Annotated in this window: 20 protein-coding genes; 7 read left to right on the top strand and 13 right to left on the bottom strand. The window is 72.0% G+C overall.

Going from position 1 to position 25,731, the window contains the following annotated elements; genetic code table 11:
• Positions 1-60: 60 nt before the first annotated feature.
• Together ACIPPM_RS23140 and ACIPPM_RS23135 are read right to left on the bottom strand one after the other, a co-directional pair.
• A complete protein-coding gene (locus ACIPPM_RS23140; RefSeq protein ID WP_401450890.1) occupies positions 61-1,371 on the bottom strand; it encodes a M18 family aminopeptidase in 1,311 nt (436 codons plus the stop codon).
• 87 nt (positions 1,372-1,458) lie between these two features.
• Positions 1,459-3,285: an acyl-CoA dehydrogenase gene (locus ACIPPM_RS23135; RefSeq protein WP_401450887.1), complete on the bottom strand. Its 1,827-nt coding sequence runs from the start codon at positions 3,283-3,285 to the stop codon at positions 1,459-1,461.
• A 170-nt stretch (positions 3,286-3,455) separates the two neighbouring features.
• On the opposite strand from ACIPPM_RS23135, the gene ACIPPM_RS23130 reads away from it, so the two are divergent.
• The 3 genes from ACIPPM_RS23130 (at position 3,456) to ACIPPM_RS23120 (ending at position 6,242) form a co-directional block, all read left to right on the top strand.
• Complete coding sequence (locus ACIPPM_RS23130; protein ID WP_135787274.1) at positions 3,456-3,926, top strand: SseB family protein; 471 nt, start codon at positions 3,456-3,458, stop codon at positions 3,924-3,926.
• Positions 3,927-4,037: 111 nt separating this feature from the next.
• On the top strand, positions 4,038-5,015 hold the full coding sequence (locus tag ACIPPM_RS23125; RefSeq protein ID WP_401450884.1) for a pirin family protein: 978 nt from the start codon (positions 4,038-4,040) through the stop codon (positions 5,013-5,015).
• Positions 5,016-5,198: 183 nt separating this feature from the next.
• Complete coding sequence (locus ACIPPM_RS23120; protein WP_401450881.1) at positions 5,199-6,242, top strand: AI-2E family transporter; 1,044 nt, start codon at positions 5,199-5,201, stop codon at positions 6,240-6,242.
• A 49-nt stretch (positions 6,243-6,291) separates the two neighbouring features.
• Here ACIPPM_RS23120 and ACIPPM_RS23115 read toward each other — a convergent pair whose 3' ends face one another.
• A complete protein-coding gene (locus tag ACIPPM_RS23115; protein WP_401450879.1) occupies positions 6,292-7,317 on the bottom strand; it encodes an NAD(P)-dependent alcohol dehydrogenase in 1,026 nt (341 codons plus the stop codon).
• Between the two features lie 120 nt (positions 7,318-7,437).
• On the opposite strand from ACIPPM_RS23115, the gene ACIPPM_RS23110 reads away from it, so the two are divergent.
• Complete coding sequence (locus ACIPPM_RS23110) at positions 7,438-8,241, top strand: helix-turn-helix domain-containing protein (protein WP_401450877.1); 804 nt, start codon at positions 7,438-7,440, stop codon at positions 8,239-8,241.
• A gap of 57 nt (positions 8,242-8,298) precedes the next feature.
• Here ACIPPM_RS23110 and ACIPPM_RS23105 read toward each other — a convergent pair whose 3' ends face one another.
• Positions 8,299-10,473 (bottom strand): SpoIIE family protein phosphatase, encoded by a 2,175-nt coding sequence (locus tag ACIPPM_RS23105; RefSeq protein ID WP_401450875.1) that lies wholly within the window; start codon positions 10,471-10,473, stop codon positions 8,299-8,301.
• Between the two features lie 176 nt (positions 10,474-10,649).
• Here ACIPPM_RS23105 and aspS point away from each other — a divergent pair, with 176 nt between their 5' ends.
• On the top strand, positions 10,650-12,413 hold the full coding sequence (gene aspS / locus ACIPPM_RS23100; RefSeq protein ID WP_401450873.1) for an aspartate--tRNA ligase: 1,764 nt from the start codon (positions 10,650-10,652) through the stop codon (positions 12,411-12,413).
• A gap of 62 nt (positions 12,414-12,475) precedes the next feature.
• Here aspS and ACIPPM_RS23095 read toward each other — a convergent pair whose 3' ends face one another.
• The 7 genes from ACIPPM_RS23095 to ACIPPM_RS23065 all read right to left on the bottom strand — a co-directional run bounded on the left by ACIPPM_RS23095 (position 12,476) and on the right by ACIPPM_RS23065 (position 20,861).
• Entirely contained in the window at positions 12,476-13,156 is a 681-nt protein-coding gene (locus ACIPPM_RS23095) for a hypothetical protein (RefSeq protein WP_401450871.1), read from the bottom strand.
• Positions 13,157-13,187: 31 nt separating this feature from the next.
• Complete coding sequence (locus ACIPPM_RS23090; protein ID WP_401450868.1) at positions 13,188-13,340, bottom strand: hypothetical protein; 153 nt, start codon at positions 13,338-13,340, stop codon at positions 13,188-13,190.
• 240 nt (positions 13,341-13,580) lie between these two features.
• Positions 13,581-15,296 (bottom strand): methionine--tRNA ligase, encoded by a 1,716-nt coding sequence (gene metG / locus ACIPPM_RS23085; RefSeq protein WP_401450866.1) that lies wholly within the window; start codon positions 15,294-15,296, stop codon positions 13,581-13,583.
• A gap of 119 nt (positions 15,297-15,415) precedes the next feature.
• Positions 15,416-17,284 (bottom strand): VWA domain-containing protein, encoded by a 1,869-nt coding sequence (locus tag ACIPPM_RS23080; protein ID WP_401450863.1) that lies wholly within the window; start codon positions 17,282-17,284, stop codon positions 15,416-15,418.
• Between the two features lie 71 nt (positions 17,285-17,355).
• Positions 17,356-19,287 (bottom strand): FUSC family protein, encoded by a 1,932-nt coding sequence (locus ACIPPM_RS23075; RefSeq protein ID WP_401450861.1) that lies wholly within the window; start codon positions 19,285-19,287, stop codon positions 17,356-17,358.
• Between the two features lie 92 nt (positions 19,288-19,379).
• The gene (locus ACIPPM_RS23070) at positions 19,380-20,303 is read right to left on the bottom strand and encodes a hypothetical protein (RefSeq protein WP_401450859.1); all 924 of its coding nucleotides are present in this window, start codon (positions 20,301-20,303) and stop codon (positions 19,380-19,382) included.
• Positions 20,304-20,393: 90 nt separating this feature from the next.
• Positions 20,394-20,861, bottom strand: a complete 468-nt coding sequence (locus tag ACIPPM_RS23065) for a hypothetical protein (protein WP_401450857.1) — start codon at positions 20,859-20,861, stop codon at positions 20,394-20,396.
• A gap of 260 nt (positions 20,862-21,121) precedes the next feature.
• On the opposite strand from ACIPPM_RS23065, the gene ACIPPM_RS23060 reads away from it, so the two are divergent.
• Together ACIPPM_RS23060 and ACIPPM_RS23055 are read left to right on the top strand one after the other, a co-directional pair.
• Entirely contained in the window at positions 21,122-22,330 is a 1,209-nt protein-coding gene (locus ACIPPM_RS23060; protein WP_401450854.1) for a PP2C family protein-serine/threonine phosphatase, read from the top strand.
• A 77-nt stretch (positions 22,331-22,407) separates the two neighbouring features.
• Positions 22,408-23,457 carry a hypothetical protein gene (locus ACIPPM_RS23055; RefSeq protein WP_401450851.1) on the top strand — a complete coding sequence of 350 codons (1,050 nt, stop codon included), beginning with the start codon at positions 22,408-22,410 and terminating at the stop codon, positions 23,455-23,457.
• Between the two features lie 2 nt (positions 23,458-23,459).
• Here ACIPPM_RS23055 and ACIPPM_RS23050 read toward each other — a convergent pair whose 3' ends face one another.
• Both ACIPPM_RS23050 and ACIPPM_RS23045 read right to left on the bottom strand, forming a co-directional pair.
• A complete protein-coding gene (locus tag ACIPPM_RS23050) occupies positions 23,460-24,131 on the bottom strand; it encodes a formylglycine-generating enzyme family protein (protein WP_401450849.1) in 672 nt (223 codons plus the stop codon).
• A gap of 43 nt (positions 24,132-24,174) precedes the next feature.
• Positions 24,175-25,722: an LCP family protein gene (locus tag ACIPPM_RS23045; protein ID WP_401450847.1), complete on the bottom strand. Its 1,548-nt coding sequence runs from the start codon at positions 25,720-25,722 to the stop codon at positions 24,175-24,177.
• Between the last annotated feature and the right edge of the window lie 9 nt (positions 25,723-25,731).

Raw genomic sequence — 25,731 nt, 5'->3', positions numbered from 1 at the left:
CCGGCCCCGTTCGGCGGATACCCCTCATCCGGCCGACTAGCCCACCGACCGCACCATCAACTAGCCCTCCAGGAAGGCCGTCAGGGCCTCGGCGAGCAGGAACGGGTCCTCGACGCCGCAGAGTTCGCGCGCGCTGTGCATGGAGAGGATCGCCACGCCGATGTCGACGGTGCTGATGCCGTGGCGGGCCGCGGTGATGGGGCCGATGGTGGTGCCGCAGGGCATCGAGTTGTTGGAGACGAACGTCTGGAACGGCACCCCGGCCCGCTCGCACGCGGCGGCGAACACCGCGCGGCCCGAACCGTCCGTGGCGTAGCGGTTGTTGACGTTCACCTTGAGGATCGGGCCGCCGTTGACCCGCGGGTGGTGCGTGGGGTCGTGCCGCTCCGCGTAGTTGGGGTGCACGGCGTGGCCGGTGTCGGAGGAGAGGCAGACGGTGCCCGCGAAGGCGCGGGCGCGGTCCTCGTAGGAGCCGCCGCGCGCGAACACCGAGCGCTCCAGGACGCCGCCGAGCAGCGGGCCGTCGGCGCCGGTGTCGGACTGGGAGCCGTTCTCCTCGTGGTCGAAGGCGGCCAGGACCGGGATGTGGGTGAGGGTCTCCCCGGAAGTCGCGGCGGCGATCAGCGCGGCCGTACCGGCGTGCACGGACAGCAGGTTGTCCATCCGGGGCCCGGCGACCAGCTCGCGGTCGCGGCCCAGGTAGGCGGGCGCCTCGACGGGGTACGTCATGAGGTCCCAGCCCGCCACCGAACCGGCGTCCAGGCCGGCCTCCTCCTCCAGGAAGGAGATCAGGTCGCCCTCGCGGACGTCGTTCCCGAGGCCCCACACGGGCTGGAGGTGGCGCTGCTTGTCGAGCTTGAGGCCGTCCGTGGAGACCGAGCGGTCCAGGTGGATGGCGAGCTGCGGCACCCGCAGCAGCGGGCGGTCGATGTCGACCAGCACCGTGCTGCCGTCGCGCAGGGTGAGACGGCCCGCGAGGCCGAGGTCGCGGTCGAGCCAGGAGTTCATCAGCGGCCCGCCGTAGATCTCCACCGCGACCTGGCGCCAGCCGTGCGCACCGGTGTCCGGCTCGGGCTTGACCCGGAGGTTCGGGGAGTCGGTGTGCGCGCCGATGATCCGGAACGGGGTGTGCGGGGTGGCGCCCTCGGGGACGTACCAGGCGATGACCGCGCCGCCGCGCAGCACGTACCGGCCGCCGCTGCCGGTGCCCGCGGGGGTGTCCCACGCCTCGGTCTCGGTGACCCGGGTGAAGCCCGCCTCGTCCAGCCGCGCGGCGACGTTCGCCACGGCGTGGTACGGCGTCGGGCTCGCCGCCAGGAAGGCCATCAGGTCGTCGGTGTGGCCGCGGTCGAAGCGGGACGGTGCGCTCATGGCGTTTACCTTAACGACGAGCGCGGGCCCGCTCCCCGGTAGGAGGGAGCGGGCCCGCGACGGTGTGCGGAGAGGGAGGGGCGAGGACTAGAACGCGGCCTCGTCCAGCTCCATCAGGTCCAGGTCGACGTCGGCCGAGATCTTGCGGGCCAGGGTGACGCCGGGCAGGACGTTGGCCGCGAAGAACTTCGCCGCCGCGATCTTGCCGGTGTAGAACGCCTTGTCCTTGGCCGAGGCCGTCTGAAGCTTCTCGGCGGCGATGGCGGCACCGCGCAGCAGCAGGTAGCCGACGATCACGTCACCGGAGGCCAGCAGCAGGCGGGTGGTGTTGAGGCCCACCTTGTAGATGTTCTTGACGTCCTGCTCGGTGGCCGCGAGGTCGGTCAGCATCAGGCCGACGATCGCCTCCAGCTCCACGGCCGCCTTGGCCAGGTGCGCGCGGGCGCCGGAGAGCTCCTCGCCACCGGTGGCCAGCGCCAGGAACTTCTTGATGTCCTCGGCGATGCCGTTCAGCGCGGCGCCCTGGTTGCGGACGATCTTCCGGAAGAAGAAGTCCTGGCCCTGGATCGCGGTGGTGCCCTCGTAGAGGGTGTCGATCTTGGCGTCGCGGATGTACTGCTCGATCGGGTACTCCTGGAGGAACCCGGAGCCGCCGAAGGTCTGGAGCGACTGCGCGAGCTGCTCGTAGCCCTTCTCGGAGCCGTAGCCCTTCACGATCGGCAGGAGCAGGTCGTTCAGCGCGTGGTCGGCCGTGGCGTCCTCACCGTTGGCCTCCTTGACCGCGATCGTGTCCTGGACGGAGGCGGTGTGCAGCACGAGGGCGCGCATGCCCTCGGCGTACGCCTTCTGCGTCATCAGCGAGCGGCGCACGTCGGGGTGGTGGGTGATGGTGACCTTGGGCGCCTTCTTGTCCATGAAGTTCGCGAGGTCGGGACCCTGGACGCGCTCCTTGGCGTACTCCAGCGCGTTGAGGTAGCCGGTCGACAGGGTCGAGATGGCCTTCGTGCCGACCATCATGCGGGCGAACTCGATGATGCGGAACATCTGGCGGATGCCGTCGTGCTTGTCGCCGATCAGCCAGCCCTTGGCGGGGTGGCGGTCGCCGAACGTCATCTCGCAGGTGTTGGACGCCTTGAGGCCCATCTTGTGCTCGACGTTGGTGGCGTAGACGCCGTTGCGCTCGCCCAGCTCGCCGGACTCGCCGTCGAAGAGGAACTTCGGCACGAGGAAGAGGGAGAGGCCCTTGGTGCCGGGACCGGCGCCCTCGGGACGCGCCAGCACGTAGTGGAGGATGTTCTCCTCCATGTCGTGCTCACCGGAGGTGATGAAGCGCTTCACGCCCTCGATGTGCCAGGAGCCGTCCTCCTGCTGCACGGCCTTGGTGCGGCCGGCGCCCACGTCCGAACCGGCGTCCGGCTCGGTGAGGACCATGGTGGAGCCCCAGGTCTTCTCGACCGCGATCTGAGCCCACTTCTTCTGCTCCTCGGTGCCCTCCTCGAAGAGGATGCGCGCGAACGCCGGGCCGGAGGAGTACATCCAGATCGCCGGGTTGGCGCCGAGCACCAGCTCCGCGTACGCCCAGATCAGGGACGGCGGGGTGTTGGTGCCGCCGATCTCCTCGGGCAGGCCGAGCCGCCAGTACTCCGAGTCCATGAAGGCCTTGTAGCTCTTCTTGAACGAGGCCGGGACCGGCGCGGTGTTGGTCTCGGGGTCGAAGACCGGCGGGTTGCGGTCGGCGTCCACGAAGGACTCCGCCAGCTCGTTCTCCGAGAGGCGGGTCAGCTCCGCGAGGACGGACTTGGCGGTGTCGGTGTCCATCTCCTCGAACGGGCCGGTGCCGTAGAGCTTGTCGCGGCCGAGGACTTCGAAGAGGTTGAACTCGATGTCGCGGAGGTTGGACTTGTAGTGCCCCATGGTGACTCCATCACGGACTCGGCGAGGCACTGACTCCTCGCGGACTGATCACGTACCAGTAAGTAGCTACGATGATGCTACCCGTCGGTAATAAGACGCAACCCCGCCGGGTGTGAGAAGGGTCCACCGCTCTCCTGACCCCGCCGCCCGCGCTCGGTACTCTTGCGCCCATGTACGGCTACGACCAGAACGTGGGCGCCCAGCAGCAGTACGTGCCGCCGCAGCAGCAGCCGGGTGGTGTCGGCGGGTACGGCCAGCAGCCGCCGCTCTACCCGGAGCCGTCCGCGCCCTCGCTGGCGGACGCGGTGCGCGCCTTCACCACCGGGCAGATGCCCGCCGAGGACTTCCAGCAGGTCTTCGCCACGTCCAAGGTGTACTGCCCGCGCGGTGACACCCCCGGCTTCCTCGCCCTGCACAACACCCAGCAGCCGGTGATCCCGATGTTCACCTCGCTCAAGGAGCTGCGCCGGTACGCGGGCAAGGAGTCCAAGTACTTCGTGATCACCGGCGCCGAGGTGATCGACCTGCTCCCCACCGGCTACGGCTTCGTGGTCGACATGGAGGGCGAGCACCGGATGGTGTTCGACGCCAAGGCGGTGGAGCAGATGGTCGACTTCGCGATGCGCCGGATGTACGGCTAGCCCCTGTCATCAGTGATGAGGCCCGGAGGGAATTACCTCCGGGCCTCCTGTGTTGTGGCTGGCAGAAAGTTCAATGCTCAACTAAACTGGGTCCACAAGGAGGTACCGACCATGCCTGCAGTGACCGTCGAGAACCCGTTGACGCTGCCCCGTGTGACCGCGCCCGCCGACGCCGTATCGCGTCCGGTGCTGACCGTGACGACCGCGCCGAGCGGCTTCGAGGGCGAGGGGTTCCCGGTGCGCCGCGCGTTCGCCGGGATCAACTACCGCCACCTCGACCCGTTCATCATGATGGACCAGATGGGCGAGGTGGAGTACCAGCCGGGCGAGCCGAAGGGCACCCCCTGGCACCCGCACCGCGGCTTCGAGACCGTCACCTACATCATCGACGGGATCTTCGACCACCAGGACTCCAACGGCGGTGGCGGCACCATCACCAACGGCGACACCCAGTGGATGACCGCGGGCTCGGGGCTGCTGCACATCGAGGCCCCGCCGGAGCACCTGGTGGTGTCGGGCGGTCTCTTCCACGGCCTCCAGCTGTGGGTGAACCTCCCCGCCAAGGACAAGATGATGGCGCCGCGCTACCAGGACATCCGCGGCGGCAGCGTGCAGCTGCTCACCACCCCCGACGGCGGCGCGCTGCTGCGCGTCATCGCCGGTGAGCTGGACGGGCACGCGGGTCCCGGCATCACGCACACGCCGATCACGATGATCCACGCGACGGTGTCACCGGGCGCCGAGATCACCCTGCCGTGGCGCGAGGACTTCAACGGCCTCGCCTACGTCCTCGCCGGGCGCGGCACGGTGGGCGCGGAGCGCCGTCCGGTGCACACCGGACAGACCGCGGTCTTCGGCTCCGGGGGCGCGCTGACCGTCCGCGCGGACGAGAAGCAGGACTCCAACACCCCGGACCTCGAGGTCGTCCTCCTCGGCGGACAGCCCATCCGTGAGCCCATGGCCCACTATGGCCCGTTCGTCATGAACACCAAGGACCAGCTCATGCAGGCGTTCGAGGACTTCCAGAAGGGCCGCCTGGGCACGGTGCCGGCGGTGCACGGGATGACGGAGAGCGGGCCGCGGGGCTGATACCGATGGCCTGAACACGTGTTTCTCGCCCACCACTCGACCCACCGAGCCGGGTGGTGGGTGGGCACAGGCCGGGGATCCAGGGGGCGGGAGCCCCCTGGGACGGCACGCGGAGAGAGGGCGCCTCACCCTCCTGGCCCGCCCAGCAGGGCACCTGGACCCACGGCGTGCTCCGCTGGAAGCGTGCAGCTTCTCCCCGTACCCGTACGCCGGTTCGCCGCGTGGTGTGCCGTGCTGCTGCTGGCGGCAGCCCTCGGCTGGGTCGGCATCCGGCTGTGCGGGGAGCTGCGTACCGCCGTCACCCCCGTACTGCTCGCCCTCCTCGGCACCGCCCTGCTGGGCCCGCTGTACCGCTGGCTGCTGAAGATGAAGCTGAACGCCAGCATCGCCGCCGCGCTGACCTGCGTGGCGGTCGTGGCCGTGGTCGGCGGGGCGGTCTACATCGTGGTCGCCGCCCTCGTGGACACCGGCGACGAGATCGTGGCCTCGCTGCGGGACGCCGCCAAGGCCATCGCCCGTCACTTCGGCGCCGCCGGTACCGGCCTGGACGACCTGGCGGGCAACGCCCGCGAGCTGCTGGGCAAGTTCGGCGGCACCGCCGTCTCCAACGTCATCAGCGGGGTCAGCGTCGTCGGCGAGTCCATCGCCATCGCCGTACTGGCCCTGCTGCTGGTCTTCTTCTTCCTGCGCGACTCCCACCGCGCCCTGCGCTCCCTGCGCGGCTTCGCGCCCTCCGGCACCGCCGACGTGGTGGAGGCCATGGCCCGCCGGGCCTTCGAGGCGGTCGAGGGGTTCATGCGCGGGACGACGATCATCGCGCTCATCGACGCCGTCTGCATCACCGTCGGCCTGCTGATCCTGCGCGTACCCGGCGCGGTGGGGCTGGGCGCGCTCGTCTTCGTAGCCGCCTACATCCCCTATCTCGGCGCCTTCCTCTCCGGCGCGGTCGCCGTCCTGGTCGCCCTCGCGGACCGGGGTTTCGTGATCGCGCTCTGGGCGCTCGGCGTGGTCCTCGCGGTCCAGGTGCTGGAGGGGCACGTGCTCCAGCCGGCCATCCAGAGCCGCACCGTGCAGATGCACCCGGCCGTGGTGATGCTGACGATCACCGCGGGCGCCTCCGTCGCGGGCATCCTCGGCATGCTCCTCGCCGTCCCGCTGACCGCGGCCGTCTTCGGCGTCGTCCAGGAACTCCGCGAGCGGTACGGCACCCCGCACGAGACTCCCTAGCAGGCCGTGGAGGGGACACACCAGGTGCAGGCGCGGGCATGCGCGCCGACTATCCGATCTTGATGACCACCTTTCCGAACGGGCCGGCCGATGCGTAGTACCCGTACGCTGCCACGGCCTCTTCGAACGGGAACACCTGGTCGAGGACGGGTCGGAGCCGATGCGCGGTGATGACGTCGTTCATCGAGGTGAACTGGGCGCGACTGCCGACGGCCACCGCGCGGACCGTAGCGGCGACGCCGAACAGCAGACGGGGGTCGACCGGGGGCCAGTCGCCGGAGACGGACCCGACGAAGGCGACGTGTCCACCGACGGCGAGTGACTTCAGCGACTGCTCCAGCGTTCCGGCGGTGTCGACGACGCGGTCGACCCCTCGCCCGGCGGTGAGTTCACGGGTGGCGGTGTGCCAGTCCGGGATGTCGCGGTAGTTGATGACCTCGTCGGCTCCCAGATCGCGAAGGCGCTGTTCCTTGTCCGCGCGGCTTGTCGTGGCGATCACTCGCGCGCCCAGGAGTTTGGCGAACTGCACCGTGAACAGCGACACGCCGCCGGAACCGGTGGCCAACACGGTCTGCCCGCACTGGATTCCGCGGCCGTCGCCGGTCAGGGCGTTCCACGCCGTGACGGCGGCGCAGGGAAGAGTGGCCGCCTCGGCGTAGGAGAGGTGGTCGGGGATGTGCACGAGGGCGTCCTCGGGGAGGATGGCCAGCTCGGTCAGCATTCCGTCGAGCGAGCCGCCCAGTTGCGGCAGGTATGCCGGTTCCAGCGGGCCTTCCAGCCACCGCGGGAACACCCCGGCGGCGACGCGGTCACCTGGGCGCACCCGCCGGACATCCGGCCCGACGGCGACGACCTCGCCGGCACCGTCCGAGACCGGTACGACGTCCGGCTTGACGGGCAGCACGTACTCTCCGCGTACCACCAGGAGTTCGCGGAAGCTGAGCGAGGCGGCGTGGACCGCGACCGCGACCTCCCCCTCCTCGGGTGTGCGTGGTTCGTGCGTGCGCAGCGACAGGCCGTCGATACCGCCGCCGGTGCCGACGTGGTAACTGCGCACCATTTCGATGTCAGCCATGGTCGTTCCCCTCGGTTGCGAATGGTCGGCGTGCGGCAACGACCGTGCTGCGTCGGCCGTCGCGCGGCAATTCCCCGCAGGGAATCGCGGATCGGCAGCCGATCGGGTTACACAAGAGGGGTGATCAGCGAACCGACCAGAGGCGGGCTCGCCGGAGCGTTGCGTGAGTGGCGCACTCGGCGGCGCGTGAGCCAGTTGGAACTGGCCGTACGTGCCGGAACCACGCAGCGGCACGTCAGCTTCATCGAGAGCGGACGGTCGGCCCCCGGCCGGTCATTGATCATCCGGCTGGCGGAATCCCTGGAGGTGCCGATCCGCGAGCGCAATGAACTGCTCCTCGCGGCCGGATTCGCACCGGTCTACCCGCAGACCCGGCTGGACGACCCCCGGCTCGAACCGATCCACACCGCCCTCGAACGGATACTGCACGGCCACCTGCCGTACCCGGCGGTGGTCGTCGACCGGCACGGTGACCTCGTCTCGGCCAACGCCGCCTTCCACGCGCTCACCGCCGGGGTGGCCCCGCAGCTGCTCGTACCGCCGGTGAGCGTTCCCCGGATGTTGCTGCATCCGCAGGGCCTCGCGCCACGCATCGTCAACTTCGACGAGTGGGCGTGGCACGTCATCGACCGCATCCAGGCCGAGAGCGTGCGCAACCCGGACGACCGACTCGGGCGCCTGGCCTCCGAACTCACCGACCTGGCTCCACCGCGTCCGCGCGAGTCACCGCACCACCTCGGCTTCGCCGTACCGCTGCGCCTGCGGGCACCTGATCCGGCCGACGGCAGGGAGCTGACGCTCATCACCACGCTCACCCATTTCGGCACCGCCATCGACGTCACCATCGCCGAACTACGACTTGAGGCGTTCCTGCCGGCTGACCAGGCGACCAGCGCCATGCTGGCCGAACTCCTCGAGCGGTGACCGTTCCGCCGACCCGGCATGCGCCCGCTCACCGCAGGGGGTGTCCTGCCCGCCCCGTCAGTCCTCGTCCTCGGCCCGCTCGTACAGCTCGAACCAGATGCTCTTGCCCTCGCCGCGCGGCTCGACCCCCCAGGCGTCGGCGAGCATCTCGATCAGCATCAGGCCGCGGCCGGAGGAGGCCAGTTCGCCGGGGCGGCGCTTGTGCGGGAGGTCGTCGCCGCCGTCGGTGACCTGGACGCGCAGCCGCCGGGACCCGTGCTCGCCGAAGATCTCCGCGAGCAGCAGCGCGTCGTCGTCGGTGTGCACCAGCACGTTGGTGATCATCTCGGAGATCAGCAGCACCGCCGCGTCCACCTGCTCGCCCGGGGTCCAGTCGTGCAGCAGCTCGCGCAGATGCTGGCGGGCCTCCGCGATCCGCTCCGGCTCGTCCTGCGCCACCGACAGCAGCGTGCTGCGCACCCGGGTCCGGGCCGTGGCCGCCGGGCCGCCGCTGAGCCCCCAGCTCTCCCCGGAGCGGAACAGCAGGAGCAGCGCGATGTCGTCCTCGCGGCGGTCGGTCAGCGGGCCGGTGGTGTGGTGCGAGGAGGGCCCGTGCACCCCCTGCACCAGCGCGTCCGCGAGCCCCTCCAGACCGTTCTCGCGCTCCGACTCCTCGGCGCCGAACTGCTCCAGGATGGCCCGGAGACGGCGCCAGCCGCTCTCCATGTCGTGGCCGCCGGTCTCGATCAGGCCGTCGGTGCACAGCATCATCGTCTCGCCGGGCTCCAGCGTGAACCGGGTCGTCGGATAGTCCCCGTCCGGGTCGACGCCCAGTGGCAGCCCGCCCGCGGTCGGCCTGAGCACCACCGTGCCGTCGGCCAGCCGGATCACCGGCTCCGGATGCCCGGCGCGGGCGACCTCCAGGCGGCCGGTCGCCGGGTCGGCCTCCGCGTACAGGCAGGTGGCGAAACGCAGGTCGGTCAGCTGCTCGTCGTGCGTGATCCCGTGCAGGAAGCGGGAGGCACGGGACAGCACCGCGTCCGGGCGGTGCCCCTCGGCGGCGTACGCCCGCAGCGCGATCCGCAGCTGGCCCATCAGGCCCGCCGCCCGTACGTCGTGCCCCTGTACGTCCCCGATGACCAGCGCGAACCGGCCGCCCTGGGCGGTGGTCGGGGAGACCCCGCCGGGCAGCGGGATCATGTCGTACCAGTCGCCGCCGACCTGGAGGCCGCCGCCGGTCGGGATGTAGCGCGCGGCCACGCTCATGCCGGGGATCTCCGGGATCAGCGAGGGCAGCATGGAGCGCTGGAGCCCCTCCGACAGCTCCCGCTGGGTCTCCGCGTCGCCCGCGCGGGTCAGCGCCTGGGCGAGCATCCGCGCGACCGTGGTCAGCACCGCCCGCTCGTCCGGGGTGAACGCCACCCGGTCGCTGAACGCCGCCATCCACGCGCCCCGCGTCCGCCCGCCCAGCGTCAGCGGCAGGAACGCCCACGAGTGGCGGCCGAACTGCTCGGCCAGCGGCCAGGACGTCGGATAGCGGTCCCGGTACTCGCCGGGTGTGGAGAGATAGACGGCCTGGCCGGTACGGGCCACCTCGGCGGCCGGATAGTCCGTGGCCAGCGGCATCTGGGTGAAGGGGCCGTCGTCGCCGGGGAGATAGCCGTGGTGGCCGATGATCGTCAGCCGGTCGCCCTCCACGCCGAACACCGCGAGCCCGTCCGGGGAGAAGCCCGGCATCGACAGCGTGGCCGCGACCCGCAGCACCTCCGCCGTCGACCGCGCCTCGGCCAGCGCGCGGCCCGCGTCCAGCAGGAACGCCTCACGGGAGCGCCGCCAGTCCCCGGTGATCGCGCTGCGTGCCGAGGACGTGCCCGGTGCAGGTTCGATGACCTCCTGCAGGGTGCCGATCAGCTCGTACGCCCGTCGCTCCCGGTCGAAGGCGGGCTTGGAGCGGCTGCGCACCACCCGGACGGTGCGGCCGTCCGCGTCCACGACCCGGATGCGCACCTCGGCGAGCGTGCCCCGGGCCACGGCGAGCGGGATGACCCCGGTGATCTCGTGCCAGTCCGAGGGGTGCATCCGGGCGCGGGCCTGGTTCTCGGTGAGGGTGGTGCGGCGGGCGGGCAGCCCCAGCAGCCGCGCCGCCTCCGCGTCCACGGTGACCAGCTCCGTGGCCGTGCTCCACTGCCAGAGACCGGTGGCGAGGGAGACGAGGACGTCCCCCACGGACGGCAGTGGCTCGCCTGTGCGCATTGCCCCACTTTAAGAAGCTCGTCCCCTCCGCTGCCACCGTTGATCGGCCGACGGTAATGGTGGGGAGGCGATCATGGCGTGCCCGGTACCCTTGATGGGTCCGGGCCCCGTGCCCGTTCTGGCCGGAGGAGAGCACACTTCCGGCGAAGAACCCCAACGAAGGACGATGAACGACGATGCATCGGTACAGGTCCCACACCTGCGGCCAGCTCCGCGCCTCCGACGTCGGTACCGACGTCCGGCTGAGTGGCTGGCTGCACAATCGGCGCGACCTGGGCGGCATCCTCTTCATCGATCTGCGTGACCACTACGGCATCACGCAGCTCGTCGCCCGTCCCGGCACCCCCGCGTACGAGGCGCTGGACTCCATCTCCAAGGAGTCCACGGTCCGTATCGACGGCAGCGTTGTTTCACGTGGAACCGAGAACGTGAACCCCGAGCTGCCGACCGGTGAGATCGAGGTCGAGGTCGCGGAGGTCGAGCTGCTGGGCGCCGCCGCCCCGCTGCCCTTCACGATCAACGCCGAGGACGGGGTCAACGAGGAGCGGCGCCTGGAGTACCGCTTCCTGGACCTGCGCCGTGAGCGCATGCACCGCAACATCATGCTGCGCACGGCGGTCATCTCCGCCATGCGTCAGAAGATGTCCGCGATGGGCTTCAACGAGATGGCCACGCCGATCCTGTCCGCCACCTCCCCCGAGGGCGCCCGCGACTACGTCGTGCCCTCGCGCGTCCACGCGGGCCGGTTCTACGCCCTGCCGCAGGCGCCGCAGCAGTTCAAGCAGCTGCTGATGATCTCCGGCTTCGACCGGTACTTCCAGATCGCGCCCTGCTTCCGTGACGAGGATGCCCGTGCGGACCGCTCGCCGGGTGAGTTCTACCAGCTCGACGTCGAGATGAGCTTCGTCGAGCAGGAGGACGTCTTCCAGCCGATCGAGAAGCTCATGACCGAGCTGTTCGAGGAGTTCGGCGGCGGCCGCCACGTCACCTCGCCGTTCCCGCGCATCCCGTTCCGCGAGGCGATGCTCAAGTACGGCTCCGACAAGCCGGATCTGCGCGCCAAGCTGGAACTCGTGGACATCACCGATGTCTTCGAGGGCTCGGCGTTCAAGGCGTTCGCGGGCAAGCACGTGCGGGCCCTGCCGGTGCCGGACGTCGCGGGCCAGAGCCGCAAGTTCTTCGACGGTCTCGGCGAGTTCGCCGTCTCGCAGGGCGCACAGGGCCTGGCCTGGGTGCGCGTCGGCGAGGACGGTTCGCTGACCGGCCCGATCGCCAAGTTCCTCACCGAGGACAATGTCGCCGAGCTGACCAAGCGCCTGTCGCTGGCCCCCGGCCACGCGGTGTTCTTCGGCGCGGGCGAGTTCGACGAGGTCTCCAAGATCATGGGCGCGGTGCGCGTCGAGGCGGCCAAGCGCGCGGACCAGTTCGAGGACGGCGTCTTCCGGTTCTGCTGGATCGTCGACTTCCCGATGTACGAGCGGGACGAGGAGACGGGGAAGCTCGACTTCTCCCACAACCCGTTCTCGATGCCGCAGGGCGGCCTGGAGGCCCTGGAGACCCAGGACCCGCTGGACATCCTGGGCTGGCAGTACGACATCGTCTGCAACGGTGTGGAGCTCTCCTCCGGCGCCATCCGGAACCATGAGCCGGACATCATGCTCAAGGCGTTCGAGATCGCGGGCTACGACCGGGACACGGTCGAGGACAAGTTCGCCGGCATGCTCCGCGCGTTCCGCTTCGGCGCCCCGCCGCACGGCGGCATCGCCCCCGGCGTGGACCGCATCGTCATGCTCCTCGCGGACGAGCCGAACATTCGCGAGACGATCTCCTTCCCGCTCAACGGCAACGCCCAGGACCTCATGATGGGCGCCCCCACCGAGCTGGACGAGACCCGCCTGCGCGAGCTGCACCTGAACATCAGGAAGCCGCAGCCGAAGTAGGTGAGTAAGTAGGTAAGTTCTGGATCGGCCCGGCTCCCTCGATCGAGGGAGCCGGGCCATTCCTATTCCTCGCCCTGATCAGGATCGGCGCCGTCCTCCAGCAGCCGCTCACCGATGTCGTCGGACCAGTGCTGGGCCCAGGCGCGCAGCGGGCCGACCTCGTGGCGGGGGAGGCCGTAGCGGAGGAACTCGAAGTCCGAGTAGAAGTCGGTGCCGGTGAGGCGCTCCTGCAGGGTGGGCAGGTCGAACACGTCGTAGGCGTGTCTCCGCCCCAGCTCCTCCAGCTCCGGCAGCGAGAACCGCTCGGCCGCCGCCCGCGCGTCGACCAGATCGACGGCCGCTCCCCGGTCGTACAGCGCCCGGATCTTCGTCCCGACGGCGTCCGCGAGCGAGAGGGCGGGCCCATACGCGGTCAGCTCGGGCGGCTGCCAGAAGGCTTCCTTGTGCAGCGCGAGATCGACGTCCTCCCCGCTCCGCGGATCACCGACGACGAGTTGAGCGGTGAGCGGGGTGACCGCCTCCACCCGCACGGTCCGCCCCCGCACCTCCAGCGCGGCGGCGAGCCCGTGGGCGACGCCCTCCATCGCCTCCCCGCTCTCGGTGGCGAAGTCGAGGTTCCCGTGTTCCCGCCGCACCACCCCATGCCCCTCCAGCGCATACCCCCCGGCCAGCACGAGCCCATGGGAGCTCCCGGCGCTGACGACATCGGCCAGCAGACGCTGATGGATCTCAGAAGCACTCACGGCACCCGTACTCTGCCAGACCCACCCCAGCTCAGACCGCCTCCGGCGCCTCCGGGGTGTCGGTGAAGAGGTCCTCGGCGCGTTCGACGGTCTCCGCGCGGTCGAGCCATCCGCTCACGCGAACCGGGTCGATGCAGGTGGTGATCCGCTCGCGGATGTCGTCGGGTACGGGAATGCCACGCACCTGCGATGCCCAGCGCTCCGAAGGCGGGCGCCAGGATCTGCGGGCGCTCCTCGAAGATGCGGTGCATGCCCTCATGGGCTGATCTGACCATTTGTGCACGCTAGGGGCGTGGTTGTCGGATCTGGCCGGGATGCGGGCTGTGTTCACTCGTTCGAGGGGCGAGGGAACGTTCCAGAGGGGAAGGGGACATGCGGCTGGCGCCGACCCCCGAGGAGTCGGCGCCAGCCGGGAGGGGCTGCGTCAGGCGTCTGTGCCGCCGAAGCGTTCCTTGTAGGTCTCCAGGTCCTCGTCCGTGAGCTTGGCGAAGAGGACCGGGGGGACGGTGAAGGGGGTGCCTACGGGGACCGTGGTGAGGGACTTGGCCTCTTCCTGGGTGGTCCAGGTGGCCGTGTCCGACGGGAGGTCGAACGCCGCGCGCATCGCCGCCGAGGACGCCGGGATGAAGGGTTCCGAGACCACCGCGTAGAGGTGGATGAGGTTCATCGCGGTGCGGAGGGTGAGGGCCGCCGCGTCCTTGTCGGTCTTGATCTCCAGCCAGGGGGCCTTCTCCTCCAGGTAGGAGTTTCCGGCCGACCACAGGGCGCGCAGGGCGGAGGCCGCCTTGCGGAACTGGAGCGCCTCCATCTGGGTCTCGTACTCCGCCAGCAGCGAGGCGATCTCCTCGCCGAGGCGCGTCTCCGCCTCGCCGGGCTCGCCGCCCGCCGGGACCTCGTCGCCGAAGCGCTTGCGGGAGAAGGAGAGGACGCGGTTGACGAAGTTGCCCAGGGTGTCGGCGAGGTCCTTGTTGACCGTGGCCGTGAAGTGCTCCCAGGTGAAGGACGAGTCGTCCGACTCGGGGGCGTTGGCGATCAGGAAGTAGCGCCAGTAGTCCGCGGGCAGGATGTCCAGCGCCTGGTCGGTGAAGACGCCCCGCTTCTGCGAGGTGGAGAACTTGCCGCCGTAGTACGTCAGCCAGTTGAACGCCTTGACGTAGTCGACCTTCTTCCACGGCTCGCGCACGCCCAGCTCGGTCGCCGGGAACATCACCGTGTGGAACGGGACGTTGTCCTTCGCCATGAACTGGGTGTAGCGGACGGTGTCGTCAGCCTCGTACCACCAGGACTTCCAGTCCCGGTTCTCCGGGTCCTGGTCCGCCCACTCCTTCGTCGCCCCGATGTACTCCACCGGCGCGTCGAACCAGACGTAGAAGACCTTGCCCTCGGCGGCCAGCTCCGGCCAGGTGTCGGCCGGGACGGGCACGCCCCAGTCCAGGTCACGGGTGATCGCGCGGTCGTGCAGGCCCTCGGTCAGCCACTTGCGGGCGATGGAGGAGGCCAGCTGCGGCCAGTCCTGCTCGTGCCGGGCCACCCACTCCTCGACCTCGTGCTGCAGCTTGGACTGGAGGAGGAAGAGGTGCTTGGTCTCGCGCACCTCCAGGTCCGTGGAGCCGGAGATCGCCGAGCGCGGCTCGATCAGGTCGGTCGGGTCCAGCACGCGGGTGCAGTTCTCGCACTGGTCGCCGCGGGCCTTGTCGTAGCCGCAGTGCGGGCAGGTGCCCTCCACGTAGCGGTCCGGCAGGAAGCGGCCGTCGGTGGGCGAGTAGACCTGGCGGATCGCCCGCTCCTCGATGAAGCCGTTCTCGTTCAGCTTCCGCGCGAAGTGCTGGGTGATGTCGCGGTTCTCGGCGGAGGAGCTGCGGCCGAAGTAGTCGAAGGCCAGCGCGAAGCCGTCGTACACCGCCTTCTGCGCGTCGTGCGCCTGCGCGCAGAACTCGTCCACCGGCAGGCCCCGCTCCTTCGCGGCCAGCTCGGCGGGGGTGCCGTGCTCGTCGGTCGCGCAGATGTACAGGACGTCGTGGTCGCGCTGGCGGAGGTACCGGGAGTACACGTCCGCCGGGAGCATGGACCCCACCATGTTGCCCAGGTGCTTGATCCCGTTGATGTACGGAAGGGCGCTGGTGATGAGGTGTCGAGCCATCGGGGGCTGCTCCCAGGTCGCTACGGGTACGAACCTTGAAATCGTAGCCGACGTGTGTATGCCGCCCGCCTCCCGTTTTACGGGGTGGGACGCGGGCGGCATCGGGGGTGGGACGGGGGTTATGGGCGCCAGGCGGCGAGTACGCCCTCGTACAGCTCGGTGTCCGTCAGCTCGCGGGGGGTCGGGCCCGCGTGGAAGAAGGACGTGTTGGCGGTCCTGAGCCTGCGGAGGTAGTCGAACGCCTTGCTGTCCGGGTCACCGAAGGCGACGAACGAGAAGAAGACCCTGGGGTGGCTCTTCGCCGCGTTCGTCAGGGCCAGGGTGGCGGGGGTCTTGGCGTCGGGGGCGCCGTCCGTCTGGAAGACGACCAGGGCGTTGTCCTCGGGGGTGTGGTGCTTGTCGTGGTGGGCGAGTACGGCTTCCACGGCGGCGTGGTAGCTGGTACGGCCCATGCGGCCGAGGGTCGCGTGCGTCTCGTCGATCTTGGCGGTGTGGTCCTCGGTGAGGGTGAGGTCGGTGGTGCCGTCGACCTCGGTGGAGAAGAAGACCACGTGGACGGTGGGGTCCTCGTCCAGGTGGGCCGCGAGGGCGAGCGTCTGGTCGGCGAGGGCCTGGGCGGAGCCGTCCTTGTAGTACGGGCGCATGCTCGAGGAGCGGTCGAGTACGAGGTAGAGCTTCGCTGTTTGGCCGGTGAGGTTGGTCTTGGTGAGGGTGGCTGCCGCGGCGGAAGGGGTGTCGGCGGGGGGTTCGGCCTCGGCGGAGGGAGTGTGGGCGGGCGGTTCGGCCTCGGCGGAGGGAGTGTCGGCGAGCGGTTCGGCCTCGGCTGCGCCCTCGGCCTCGGTCGTGTTCCCACCCGCACCACCCGTGCGGGATGCGTTGTCGGGTGCGGGTGCCGCCTGCGGGGGTGCGGGAGCGTCGGCGGCCTCGGGGGCGGGGGTGGTGGCGGCCTCCGGCCCGGCCGTCGCCTCCGGCTCGGACTTCGGCTTCGCCTCGGGCTCGGGCTCGGCCTTCGCCTTCGGCTCGGGCTCGGCGGGGACCTTTGCCTCGGGCTCGGCCTGCGCCTTCGGCGCGGGGGCTGGGGTGGGCTCGGCCTCCGGCGCGGGCTTTGCCTCGGGCTCGGCCTTCGCCTCGGGCTCGGGCTCGGCCTTCGCCTCCGGCGTGGGGGCCGGGGTGGGCTCGGCGTTCGGTGCGGGCTCTGCGGCCGGGGTGGGGTCCGGTGTTTCCGGCTCCGTCAGGGCGTCGGCGGACGGTTCCGTGGGCTGCTCGGGGATGGCCGGCTGGTCGTGCTCCGCCTCGGCTTCCGGGAGGGGCTCGGTGCGCTGCTGGGGGACCACGACCTCCGGGTCCGCGTCGATGATGGCGGGCTCCATCATCAGGGGCTCGATCGCCGGGGCCGCCATGGCCAGGGGGTCCGGCTCCGCCGCCTGCTCCTCCGGAGCTTCGGCCGTCTCGGCCTTCGCCTCGTCCTGCGGGGCCTCGGGCTCAGCGGCGACCGGAGCTTCCGCTGCGGGCGCGGTCTCCGCCGTGGCGGGGGCTTCCGTGACGGGCACGGGCGCTGATTCGGTCTTCGGCGCTTCCGTCTCCGACGAGATCGCAGTGTCCGCCGACTCCACCGAGGCCGGGGTCTCCGTCTCCGGCGTCTCCACCTCGGCCGGGGTCTCGGACGCGGGCGTGGTCTCCGTCTCCGGCGTCTTCACCTCGGCCGGGGCTTCCGGCGTGGCCGGGGCCTTCGCCTCCGGCGACTCCGCCGCAGCCGAGGTCTCCGGCTGCGGCGCTGCCGTGTCCGGCGTAGCCGTGCTGTCCGTCTTCGGCGGTTCCGTTTCTTCCCGTACGGCGCCCTGGGCCGGGACCCGTGGGGTGTCGAACGCCGCTGTTACCAGGTCGTGTTCCTGGCGAGGGGTCGGGAGTTGGTCCGCAGTCTCCGCCTCGTCGGGACGCCCTTTGCGTCCTCGGCCGAACGCGTTCCGCAGGAGACTGAGAATGCCCATGTGCGCACCCCTTTGCGTGAGTTGTCGCCGTAGATCCCTGGCCAGGACGGCCACGTTAGGTTAGCGGCCCGTCAGTGTGGTGTGGCGATGGCTCTCGCGGCCGCCACTTCTTGTCGTACCGGTTCCAGCACGCTGCCCGCCGGGCCGGTCAGGTGGGTGGGGAAGGCGGTGAGGGTGTCGGCCTCGCGGACGCCCTCCGCCAATTCACCGAGTTGGCGTACCACTTGGTGCACTTCCGCCGGGGACGGCGGGGGTGCACCGTGGTGGACGCGGACGCGGGCCGCTGTCGTCGCATCGACGATCCGTTCCACGGCGACCACCAGCGGCCACCATGCCGCGGCGCGCCGTCCGGTGGGCGGGGGTTCGGTCAGCGCGCGCTGGAATTCCGTCCGGATGGTGGACAGGTCGCGGTAGAGGCGGCGGCGCATCCGGGTGCGGTGGGCGGGGTCCTGCTCGGTGCCGAACGCCGTCCTCACGTACGCCGCCGTGTCCTCGACCGCGTCCGCGAGCCGGTCGCCGACGCGGGTGTGCCAGCTCTCCGGCCAGAGGAGATAGCCCGCGACCAGGGCGATCGCGCAGCCCATCAGGGAGTCCAGCAGCCGGGGCAGCAGCAGGCCGGTGCCCTGGCGGTTGAGGATGTCGGAGAGCAGGAGGATCACCGGGGTGATGGCGGCCGTCTGGAAGCCGTAGCCGCGCGGGGTGAGCGCCGGGACGAGCGGCGCGAGCAGCAGCATCACCGGGACGTCCCACCAGCCGATCGGCACCTCCGCCAGGACCGCCGCCGCGATCACCAGCCCCACCACCGTGCCGAGCGCGCGCAGCAGGGCGCGGGAGAAGACCGAGCCGAAGTCGGGCTTGAGGACGAAGGTGATGGTCAGCGCGACCCAGTACGAGCGGGGGACCGCCACGAGGGAGACCAGGGCCTGCGCGATGCCGATGCAGACGGCGAGACGCAGGCCGTAGCGCCAGGAGTTCGCGGTCAGCACCGCGTCCCGGGCGGCGCGGGCGGTGCGTACGTGGAGGGCGACGGTGCGTTCGTCGATGCCGCGCGGGTCCACCGAGGGCGAGGTGACCACCTCGGCGAGGTGCCGCAGGGCGTGGTCGACGGCGCGTTCGGTCTCGGTGAGGGCGAGGGGCAGCCTCGGCAGGCGCAGGCCCGCCGTGTCGCCGGTCTCGACCGCGCGAGCCAGCTCGCGCACCGCCTCGGGGATCTGCGGGGGCAGCGGGCGGCCGGTGAGATGGACGGCGGGGGCGGCCTCGACGACCGGGGTGATCGCGTTCAACTGGGCCAGTAGGCGGGTGAGTTCCTCGCTGCGGCCGTGGTGCCGGGCGCGGTGGCCGAGGATCAGGTCGTACGCCTGGTTCAGCGAGCGGGTGACGTCGAAGCGGGCGCCGATGTAGCGGTCGTCGTCACAGGCGTCGTCCAGCAGGTCGGCCACCCTGCGGTAGGCGCCCGCCACCGACGCCCGTTCCGGCACCCCGGCCCGCAGCGGCCACGCCAGCAGGGCGAGGGCCAGCACCAGCAGGCCGCCCCCGGTCATCAGCAGCGGCGCCAGCCACCAGGGGTGGGGCAGCGGAAGTCCGGCCCCGACCACGCAGTTGAGCAGGAGCAGCAGTCCCGACACGGAGGCCACCGCGCCGATGGTCGAGATCATCCCGGAGACCAGCGCGACCCCGGTGACCACGGCGACGGCGTACCAGCCCTGCCCGAAGACCAGCTGGCCGAGGATGACGCCGACGGCGCCGGTGAGCTGGGGGACGGCGATGGTGATGACGCGCATCCGGTACGCGTCGGCGGTGTCGCCGATGACGCCGTTCAGGGCGCCCATGGAGGCGAGTGCGCCGAGCGCGGGCCGTCCGGACGCGAACCCGATCGCGAGCGGCAGCGCCATCGCGACGGCGGCCCGTGCGACGGCGGCCCGGTTGACGGGTGCCTGCTGCGGGCGGAGGTTCCGGACCAGCCAGTCGGGCGGGGTGAGGCCGATGGGGAACTCTCGGGGCATGCGCCCATTATGTCCACTTCGGGGGTGTGTCCCCTCAACCGCCCCGCCCGCCCGAAAGGTTGGCCACCGTCACCCCGTGGGCGCCGGCCCCCTCAGACCCGCGCCCGGGTCCGCGCGGGCGAACCCGCGGACTTCCCGCCTCCCACTCCCCGGCGGCGGGCGGAGCGCCGCCGGGTCAGCCACGCCGTCAGCGCCACCGCCAGGCCCAGCACCAGCAGGAGCCAGGAGACGGTGCGCAGACCGGAGGTGAGGGCGTCGTAGACCGCGCCCGCGACCGGGTGCGGCACGTCGGCCGGGAGGTCGGCCAGGGTGAGGGCGCGGCCCGCGGTCAGGGCGAGGCCGAGCAGGGCGCCGCCGAGCGCGGTGCCCAGCGCGGTGGCGACGACGGCGCGGCGGCGGCGCACGGCCAGCGCGATCCCGGCGGCGGCGAACACGACGGCTGCCACCGGCAGCCACAGACCGGCGACTTCGAGCATGTGGAATCCCTTGCGGTACCGGGTCAGCTCGCCCGCCGGGAGCACCGGCACCTCGGTGTGGCGGACCGGGATGCGGGCGGCGAGCGGTATGTGGTCCTCGGCGAGCTGCGCCTTGACCTGGGCGGTGACGGGGGCCAGGTCGACGGTGACCGCGCGGGGGGCGCCGCCCATCGGGGCGTCCTCGCGCAGCGCGCGCAGCACCGCGTCGTGGGTGACCCGGTTGCCGGTGTCCCAGGCGAGCCGGAAGGCGCGGGTGTGGGTGAAGGAGCGCACCGCGTCCCGGACGAAGGGGCCCACCGACCCGTGTACGGGGGTCATGTCCGCGCGCTGGTCGACCTCACGCAGGATGCCGTCGCCGACGGTCTCCGCGACGGCGTCCCGCACGGCCGGGTCGGCGGCGAGCGGTGCCATCGTGGTGACGTACCGGCCCGTGTCGGTGAGCGTGTACGCCGCCCAGGCCGCCGGTGCGCCGAAGGGCACGAGGAGGCAGGACAGGGCGATCAGCACGGCCGACAGGGCACTCCGGAGGCGGGGGTGCACTCCTCCAGGCAAGTCCCGGCGGCCGTGCGGCGCGAGCGGTGGGGGTGCGTTCGGGGGACGGGCTCCCCCGGTCTCGCGGTCCCCGGCGGCTCAGTGGACGCGGTCCCCGGCGGCGTCCTCGCGGGTGTAGAAGCGGTAGAAGCACACGACGAACGTCACCCCCGCCACCAGCAGCGGGATGCCCACCGAGCGGACCAGGGAGGCGCCCGCCTGGTTGTAGAGGAAGCCGAAGGAGACGCCGATGAACACCGCCCACAGCAGCGCGTGCTGTTCGCGGCGCAGCCGGGGCGCGACGGTCAGCACGGCGAAGAGCACCACCGCGAAGACCAGTGCGGTGAGGACCCCGAAGAGCAGGTTCCAGCCGGTGACGGGGCCGCCGCCGCGCCGGTTGGACGCCGCCCAGTAGCCGTAGACCAGAGCCAGCAGCACCGGTACCGCGACCCTGGCCATGCGGTGGGTGCGGGCGTCGAAGATGTCGGGGGGCAGGTTGACCGTGGCCGGGGCGTCCTTGCGGTCGCCTCGGGGCAGCGCGCCGGGCGCGGGTGCCGCGTGAGCCATGAGAGCGCTCCTCTCTCCTCGTCTCGCCGCTTCGGGCCGTGCGTCGCCGGCCCCGCCTTCCAGGGCACACCTGCGGCGACGGCCCGGCAACTCGGCCGGGTGGGTGACGCGGTCCGGATGCGGCCGGGATCGGTCCGTGTTCCGCTGGTTCCGCTGAGGTGCTCCTCTGGTTCCCCGGAGGTGTCCTTCGGGGACGGTGGTCCCCGGAGGTGTCCGAGGACGGCGGCCCGTCGCTACCCGCGCGCGGTCTCGGGACGGAGATGGGGCTCGTGACCGAGATGGAGTACCGGGGCCGTCGCGAGCGGCGGCGGATCTTCGGCCGGGGCGCGGCCTGGCTGGTGCCGCTGGTGCTGCTGGCGGCCATCGTGCTGGTGGACTTCCGGACCGGGGAGCAGTTCCGCGTCGTCTCCTGGATCATCCTGGTCCCGAGCATCGCCGCCGCGATCTGCGGGGTGGGCGCGACCATCACGTTCGCCCTGCTGTCGCTCGTCACCTACCTCGCCGTGGACACCGCCTTCCCCGAGCGGTACCGGGCGGGCACCGCCGACTTCGTGCTGCTGGCGTTCGGCGGGGCGCTCGCGGTGATCGCGTCCGTGGTGCGGGTGCGCCGGGAGCGGCAGGGCCTGCACATGCGGGACATCGCCGAGACCACCCGCCGTACGGTGCTGCGCCCGCTGCCGCCGAACTGGGCCGGTCTGGAGCACGCGGGCGTGTATCTGGCCGCCGACGTGGACGCGCGGGTGGGCGGCGACTTCTACGACATCCAGCCCAGCCCGCACGGCACCCGGGTGCTGCTGGGGGACGTGCAGGGCAAGGGGCTCGGCGCGGTGGAGACGGCGGCCGCGCTGCTCGGCACGTTCCGGGAGGCGGCCTACCACGAGCCCGACCTGGAGACCGTCGCCGACCGGCTGGAGGTGCGGATGTGCCGCCACCGGGGCCACACCGCCGCGCTCGGCCAGTACGACGGGGACCGGTTCGCCACCGCGTTGCTGCTCGGCTTCCCCCCGGACGCCCCGGACGTCGTCGAGATGATCAACTTCGGCCACGATCCGCCGCTCGCCGTGGGCCCGCACGGGGTGCGCCCGCTGCCCGGCGGGGAGCGGCTGCCGATCGGCTTCGGCGACCTCACGGCGGACCTGGCGCCCGGTGGGGAGGAGGTGCCCGCCTGCCGGGAACGGCTGGGGACGGACGAGACGCTGCTGATGGTGACGGACGGCGTGACCGAGGCCCGTGACCGCGCCGGGGAGTTCTACCCGCTGGCGCGAGATGTGGCGCGGGCGGTGGCCGCCGACCCCGGGCGGGCCGCGCCCCGGCGGCTGGTGCGCCGGGTCCGCGAGGGCGTGCTGCGGCACACCCGCGGTCGCCTCGGCGACGACACCACCGTCTTCGCCGTACGGCGGCTGCCGGAACCCGAGGCGGCGCCCGCACCCGAGCCCGCGTCCACGACCGGGCGACCTTCGCCGTCCTGAGCCCCGCGTGGCCGCCTGCGGAGTTACGGTGCTGGCTGTCCGGCGAACCTGTCCGGCGAACCACAGGGGGAGGCGCGATGCCCGGAACCGTGCTGCTGCTCGCGGCCGCGCCGCTGGGCCGCGGCCGCCTGGTGGACGCGGCGTCCGTGCTGCCGGTGCTGGGCGCCGTCGCACCGTCCGTGCTGGCGGGCACCGACACCGCGCACGTGGTCGAACTCGCCGACCCCGTCGACCCGCAGGGCGTGCTGACCCGGCTGCGCGCGGCCGCCGCCGCGTCCGGCGCGCTGACGGTGTACGTCACCGGGCAGCTGCTGCTGGACCGGCGTCAGCGGCTGCCGCATCTGGCGCTGGCCCGCACCACCGCGGCCACCGCCCGCTACACCGCGCTGCCCTGGCACTGGCTCCGGGACGAGCTGCGGCTCCGCCCGGCCGGGACCACGCAGCTGCTGCTGGACCTGCACGCGGACGCCGAGACCTGGACGCACCTGGGCGAACATCCGCTGGATTCGGGCCGTACGGCCGTCGTGCACGGCCGGATCGCGCCGCCGCCGGGCTGGCGCCGGATCGCGGAGCCGACGTACATGCGGGCGGTGGCGGCGCTGCTGCGGGGCGGGCGGCGGCCGCCGCTCGCCGAGCTGCACCGGCGGGCGCTGGACCGGATCGCGGGCGAGCTGCCGTCGAACCTGGTGCTCACCGCGCCCGACGCCGGTGATCCGCACGCCGCGCTGAGCGCCGCCGTGCGGGCCGGGCGGCACGCCGAGGCGGACCGGCTCGCCGCCCGGCACCAGGAGACGGCGGTACGCGAGCACGGTCCCGCCTCCGAGGACGCCCTGCACTGGGCGGAGGTCCGGGCCGACCTGGCGATGTTCGCGGGCGACCCGGTGCGCAGCTGCCGCGCCTGGCTGGGCGTGGCGGGCTTCCGCCTCGCCTCGGGCCACGCCCCGGACGCCCCCGCCGTGGAGTCCGCCGCCGACCGCGCCCACCACCAGTGGGGCCGCATCGAGGACCCGGAGCGGGCCCGCGAACTGGGCGCGCGGCTGGTGGAGTTGAGGCTGCGGGTGCCGGGGAGCCGGGAGGGCGCCCTGGGCGATGTGCGGGCCCGTCTTGAGCAGCTCGGCTCCGGCTGACGTCAGGTGCCGGAGCGGGCGACGCGGAACCCCACGTCGTCGACCTGGAAGGTGGGGTGGCTGCGGCGCCGGGCGGAGGCGCGGCAGCTCCACTGCTCGTCGAACCAGCCGCCGCCGCGGAGCACCCGGTAGCCGCCGTAGACCTCGGCGTCGTAGACGTCCCAGCACCAGTCCCAGACGTTGCCGAGCATGTCGTACAGGCCCCAGGCGTTGGGGCGCTTCTCCCCCACCTCGTGGACGCGTTCGCCTGAGTTGCCGCGGTACCAGGCGATCTCGTCGAGTTCCCCGTAGCGCGGGCCGGTGGTCCCGGCCCGGCAGGCGTGCTCCCACTCGGCCTCGCTGGGCAGGCGGTATCCGTCGGCGGAGCGGTCCCAGTCGACGTCCTCGGTGCCGTCGGTGAGGCGGTAGGCGGGTGTCAGGCCGTCGCGCAGGGACAGCGCGTTGCAGAACCGCACCGCGTCCCACCAGGAGACGGTCTCGACGGGCAGTCGGCTGCCGACGGAGGTGCTCGGCCGCCTGCCGGTGATCCGCGCGTACAGCGTCTGGGTGACCGGACAGGCCGCGAGCCGGTAGGGCTCCAGCTCGACCGGCCAGCTGCGCTGGGTCCGCCGGTCCGACAGCGTCACCCTGCCGGGTGGGATGTCGACCATCTCGTGTCCCGTGAGCACGTCCATGAGCAGGAAATGTAGCGAGATCAGGGCCGGGCGGCCCGGTGATTCACCAGGTGTAGCCCTCCTGGATCTTCATGCAGGCGTCGGTCTTGGCGCCGCCGAGGACGGCCGCCGACTTCGGGACCTCGCGCTTGGCCGGCTCCGGGAAGCGGTCGCCGGAGGGCCAGTCGGCGCCCACGACGAGGGTCACGTCCCGCGCGTCGTCCACCGCGCGGACCCGGGCGGCGGGGATGCCCAGCGCCTCGGCGACGGCCAGGGCGTCGCCCCGCAGGGTGGTGCCGGAGTAGAGGACGGAGGTGCCGGGCTCGGTGGTGGCCGCCCGGTCGGTGACGGTCCGGGTGAAGCCGCGGTCGCGCAGCAGCCCAGCGACGGCCCCGGCTCGGTCGGGCGCGGGGGACTCCAGGCCCGCGCCGGTGCCGCCCTGGACCCGGACGGTGATGTCGGCGGCGGGCGCGGCCGGGTCGGTCTCCGTCGGCTTCGGCTTCTTGGTGTCGCGGCCGTCCAGCGCGACGTCGTCGCGGACCATGGAGACGAGCTTGTCGGCGTCCTCGGTGGCGGGCACCAGGCGGTTGTTGTCCTGCGCCCAGGGGGTGGTGGGCAGCGTGGTCATGGTGATCCGCTCGGTGGGCACCTTCTGGAGCTCCGTCGTCAGGTCGTACAGCTTCTTGACCGTGCCGAGCCCGTCGTCGACGGTGAGCGCGCTCGTCGCCGCCTCGGCGAGCCTGCGCATCTCGGTGGGGTTGCCGAGGGTCGCGTCGGCGCGCAGCTGGCGGACCATCGAGTTCATGTACATGTGCTGGGCGTGGGTGCGGCCGACGTCGGTGCCGTCCTCGAAGCCGTAGCGGGTGCGCAGCCACTGCAGGGCCTGTTTGCCCTTGACCGGGGTGGTGCCCGCCTTCAGCCTGAGCCCGGAGCCGTGGCCGTCCGCGGTGTGCGAGTAGACGTTCTGCTCCACGCAGACCGGGACGCCGCCGATGGCGTCGGCCATGGCGACCACCCCGGAGAAGTCGACCATCATGAAGTGGTCGACGGGGATGCCGGTGAGCCGCATCCAGGTGGCGACCGTGCAGCCGGGGCCGCCCCGGCCGAGCGACTCGTTCGCCATCGCCAGGCTCAGCTCCGGGTACACCTTCTTGGTGACGGGGTCGGTGCAGCGGGGGATCGGGATCATGGTGTCGCGGGGCAGGCTGATCACCGACATGTCGTTCCGGTCCGCCGAGACGTGCAGCAGCATCTGCACGTCGGCCAGCGGCGGGCGCCCCACATCGCCCTTGGAACCGCCGAGTTCGAGGTCGTCGGCGGTGTTCCGGCTGTCCGAGCCGATCAGCAGGATGTTCAGCGGGGTGCGGCCCGCCGCGTCCGGGGTGGCCGCGGGGTTCGGGCTGTCGCCGAGGTTGAGCGGGGCCTTGGCGAGGTTGCCGTTGAGGTGCCGGTAGTAGAGGTACCCGGCGGTGGCGGTGCCGAGCAGGAGCAGGGCCAGGGCGAGCGCGGTCCAGCGCAGCACGCGCGAGGCTCGTCTCCTGGGCGGCCGTGTGGTTTCGGCCGTGGTGCCCGGTGTCCCGGTGTCCTTCGCGCGCAGGCTGCTACCCGTCATCCCCCGTGC

This window comes from Streptomyces sp. NPDC090119 (assembly GCF_044747085.1).
GTDB lineage: Bacteria > Actinomycetota > Actinomycetes > Streptomycetales > Streptomycetaceae > Streptomyces.
The sequence above is the reverse complement of the archived record's forward strand: the minus strand, read 5'-3'. Positions and strand labels throughout refer to the sequence as shown.

Coding starts and splice junctions, on each gene's coding strand:
- ACIPPM_RS23065 (WP_401450857.1), bottom strand. CDS start 20,861: ATGGCTCACGCGGCACCCGCGCCCGGCGCGCTGCCCCGAGGCGACCGC.
- ACIPPM_RS23055 (WP_401450851.1), top strand. CDS start 22,408: ATGCCCGGAACCGTGCTGCTGCTCGCGGCCGCGCCGCTGGGCCGCGGC.
- ACIPPM_RS23050 (WP_401450849.1), bottom strand. CDS start 24,131: ATGGACGTGCTCACGGGACACGAGATGGTCGACATCCCACCCGGCAGG.
- ACIPPM_RS23075 (WP_401450861.1), bottom strand. CDS start 19,287: ATGCCCCGAGAGTTCCCCATCGGCCTCACCCCGCCCGACTGGCTGGTC.
- ACIPPM_RS23105 (WP_401450875.1), bottom strand. CDS start 10,473: ATGCGCACAGGCGAGCCACTGCCGTCCGTGGGGGACGTCCTCGTCTCC.
- ACIPPM_RS23045 (WP_401450847.1), bottom strand. CDS start 25,722: ATGACGGGTAGCAGCCTGCGCGCGAAGGACACCGGGACACCGGGCACC.
- ACIPPM_RS23115 (WP_401450879.1), bottom strand. CDS start 7,317: ATGGCTGACATCGAAATGGTGCGCAGTTACCACGTCGGCACCGGCGGC.
- aspS (WP_401450873.1), top strand. CDS start 10,650: ATGCATCGGTACAGGTCCCACACCTGCGGCCAGCTCCGCGCCTCCGAC.
- ACIPPM_RS23080 (WP_401450863.1), bottom strand. CDS start 17,284: ATGGGCATTCTCAGTCTCCTGCGGAACGCGTTCGGCCGAGGACGCAAA.
- ACIPPM_RS23060 (WP_401450854.1), top strand. CDS start 21,122: ATGGGGCTCGTGACCGAGATGGAGTACCGGGGCCGTCGCGAGCGGCGG.
- ACIPPM_RS23135 (WP_401450887.1), bottom strand. CDS start 3,285: ATGGGGCACTACAAGTCCAACCTCCGCGACATCGAGTTCAACCTCTTC.
- ACIPPM_RS23140 (WP_401450890.1), bottom strand. CDS start 1,371: ATGAGCGCACCGTCCCGCTTCGACCGCGGCCACACCGACGACCTGATG.
- ACIPPM_RS23130 (WP_135787274.1), top strand. CDS start 3,456: ATGTACGGCTACGACCAGAACGTGGGCGCCCAGCAGCAGTACGTGCCG.
- metG (WP_401450866.1), bottom strand. CDS start 15,296: ATGGCTCGACACCTCATCACCAGCGCCCTTCCGTACATCAACGGGATC.
- ACIPPM_RS23125 (WP_401450884.1), top strand. CDS start 4,038: ATGCCTGCAGTGACCGTCGAGAACCCGTTGACGCTGCCCCGTGTGACC.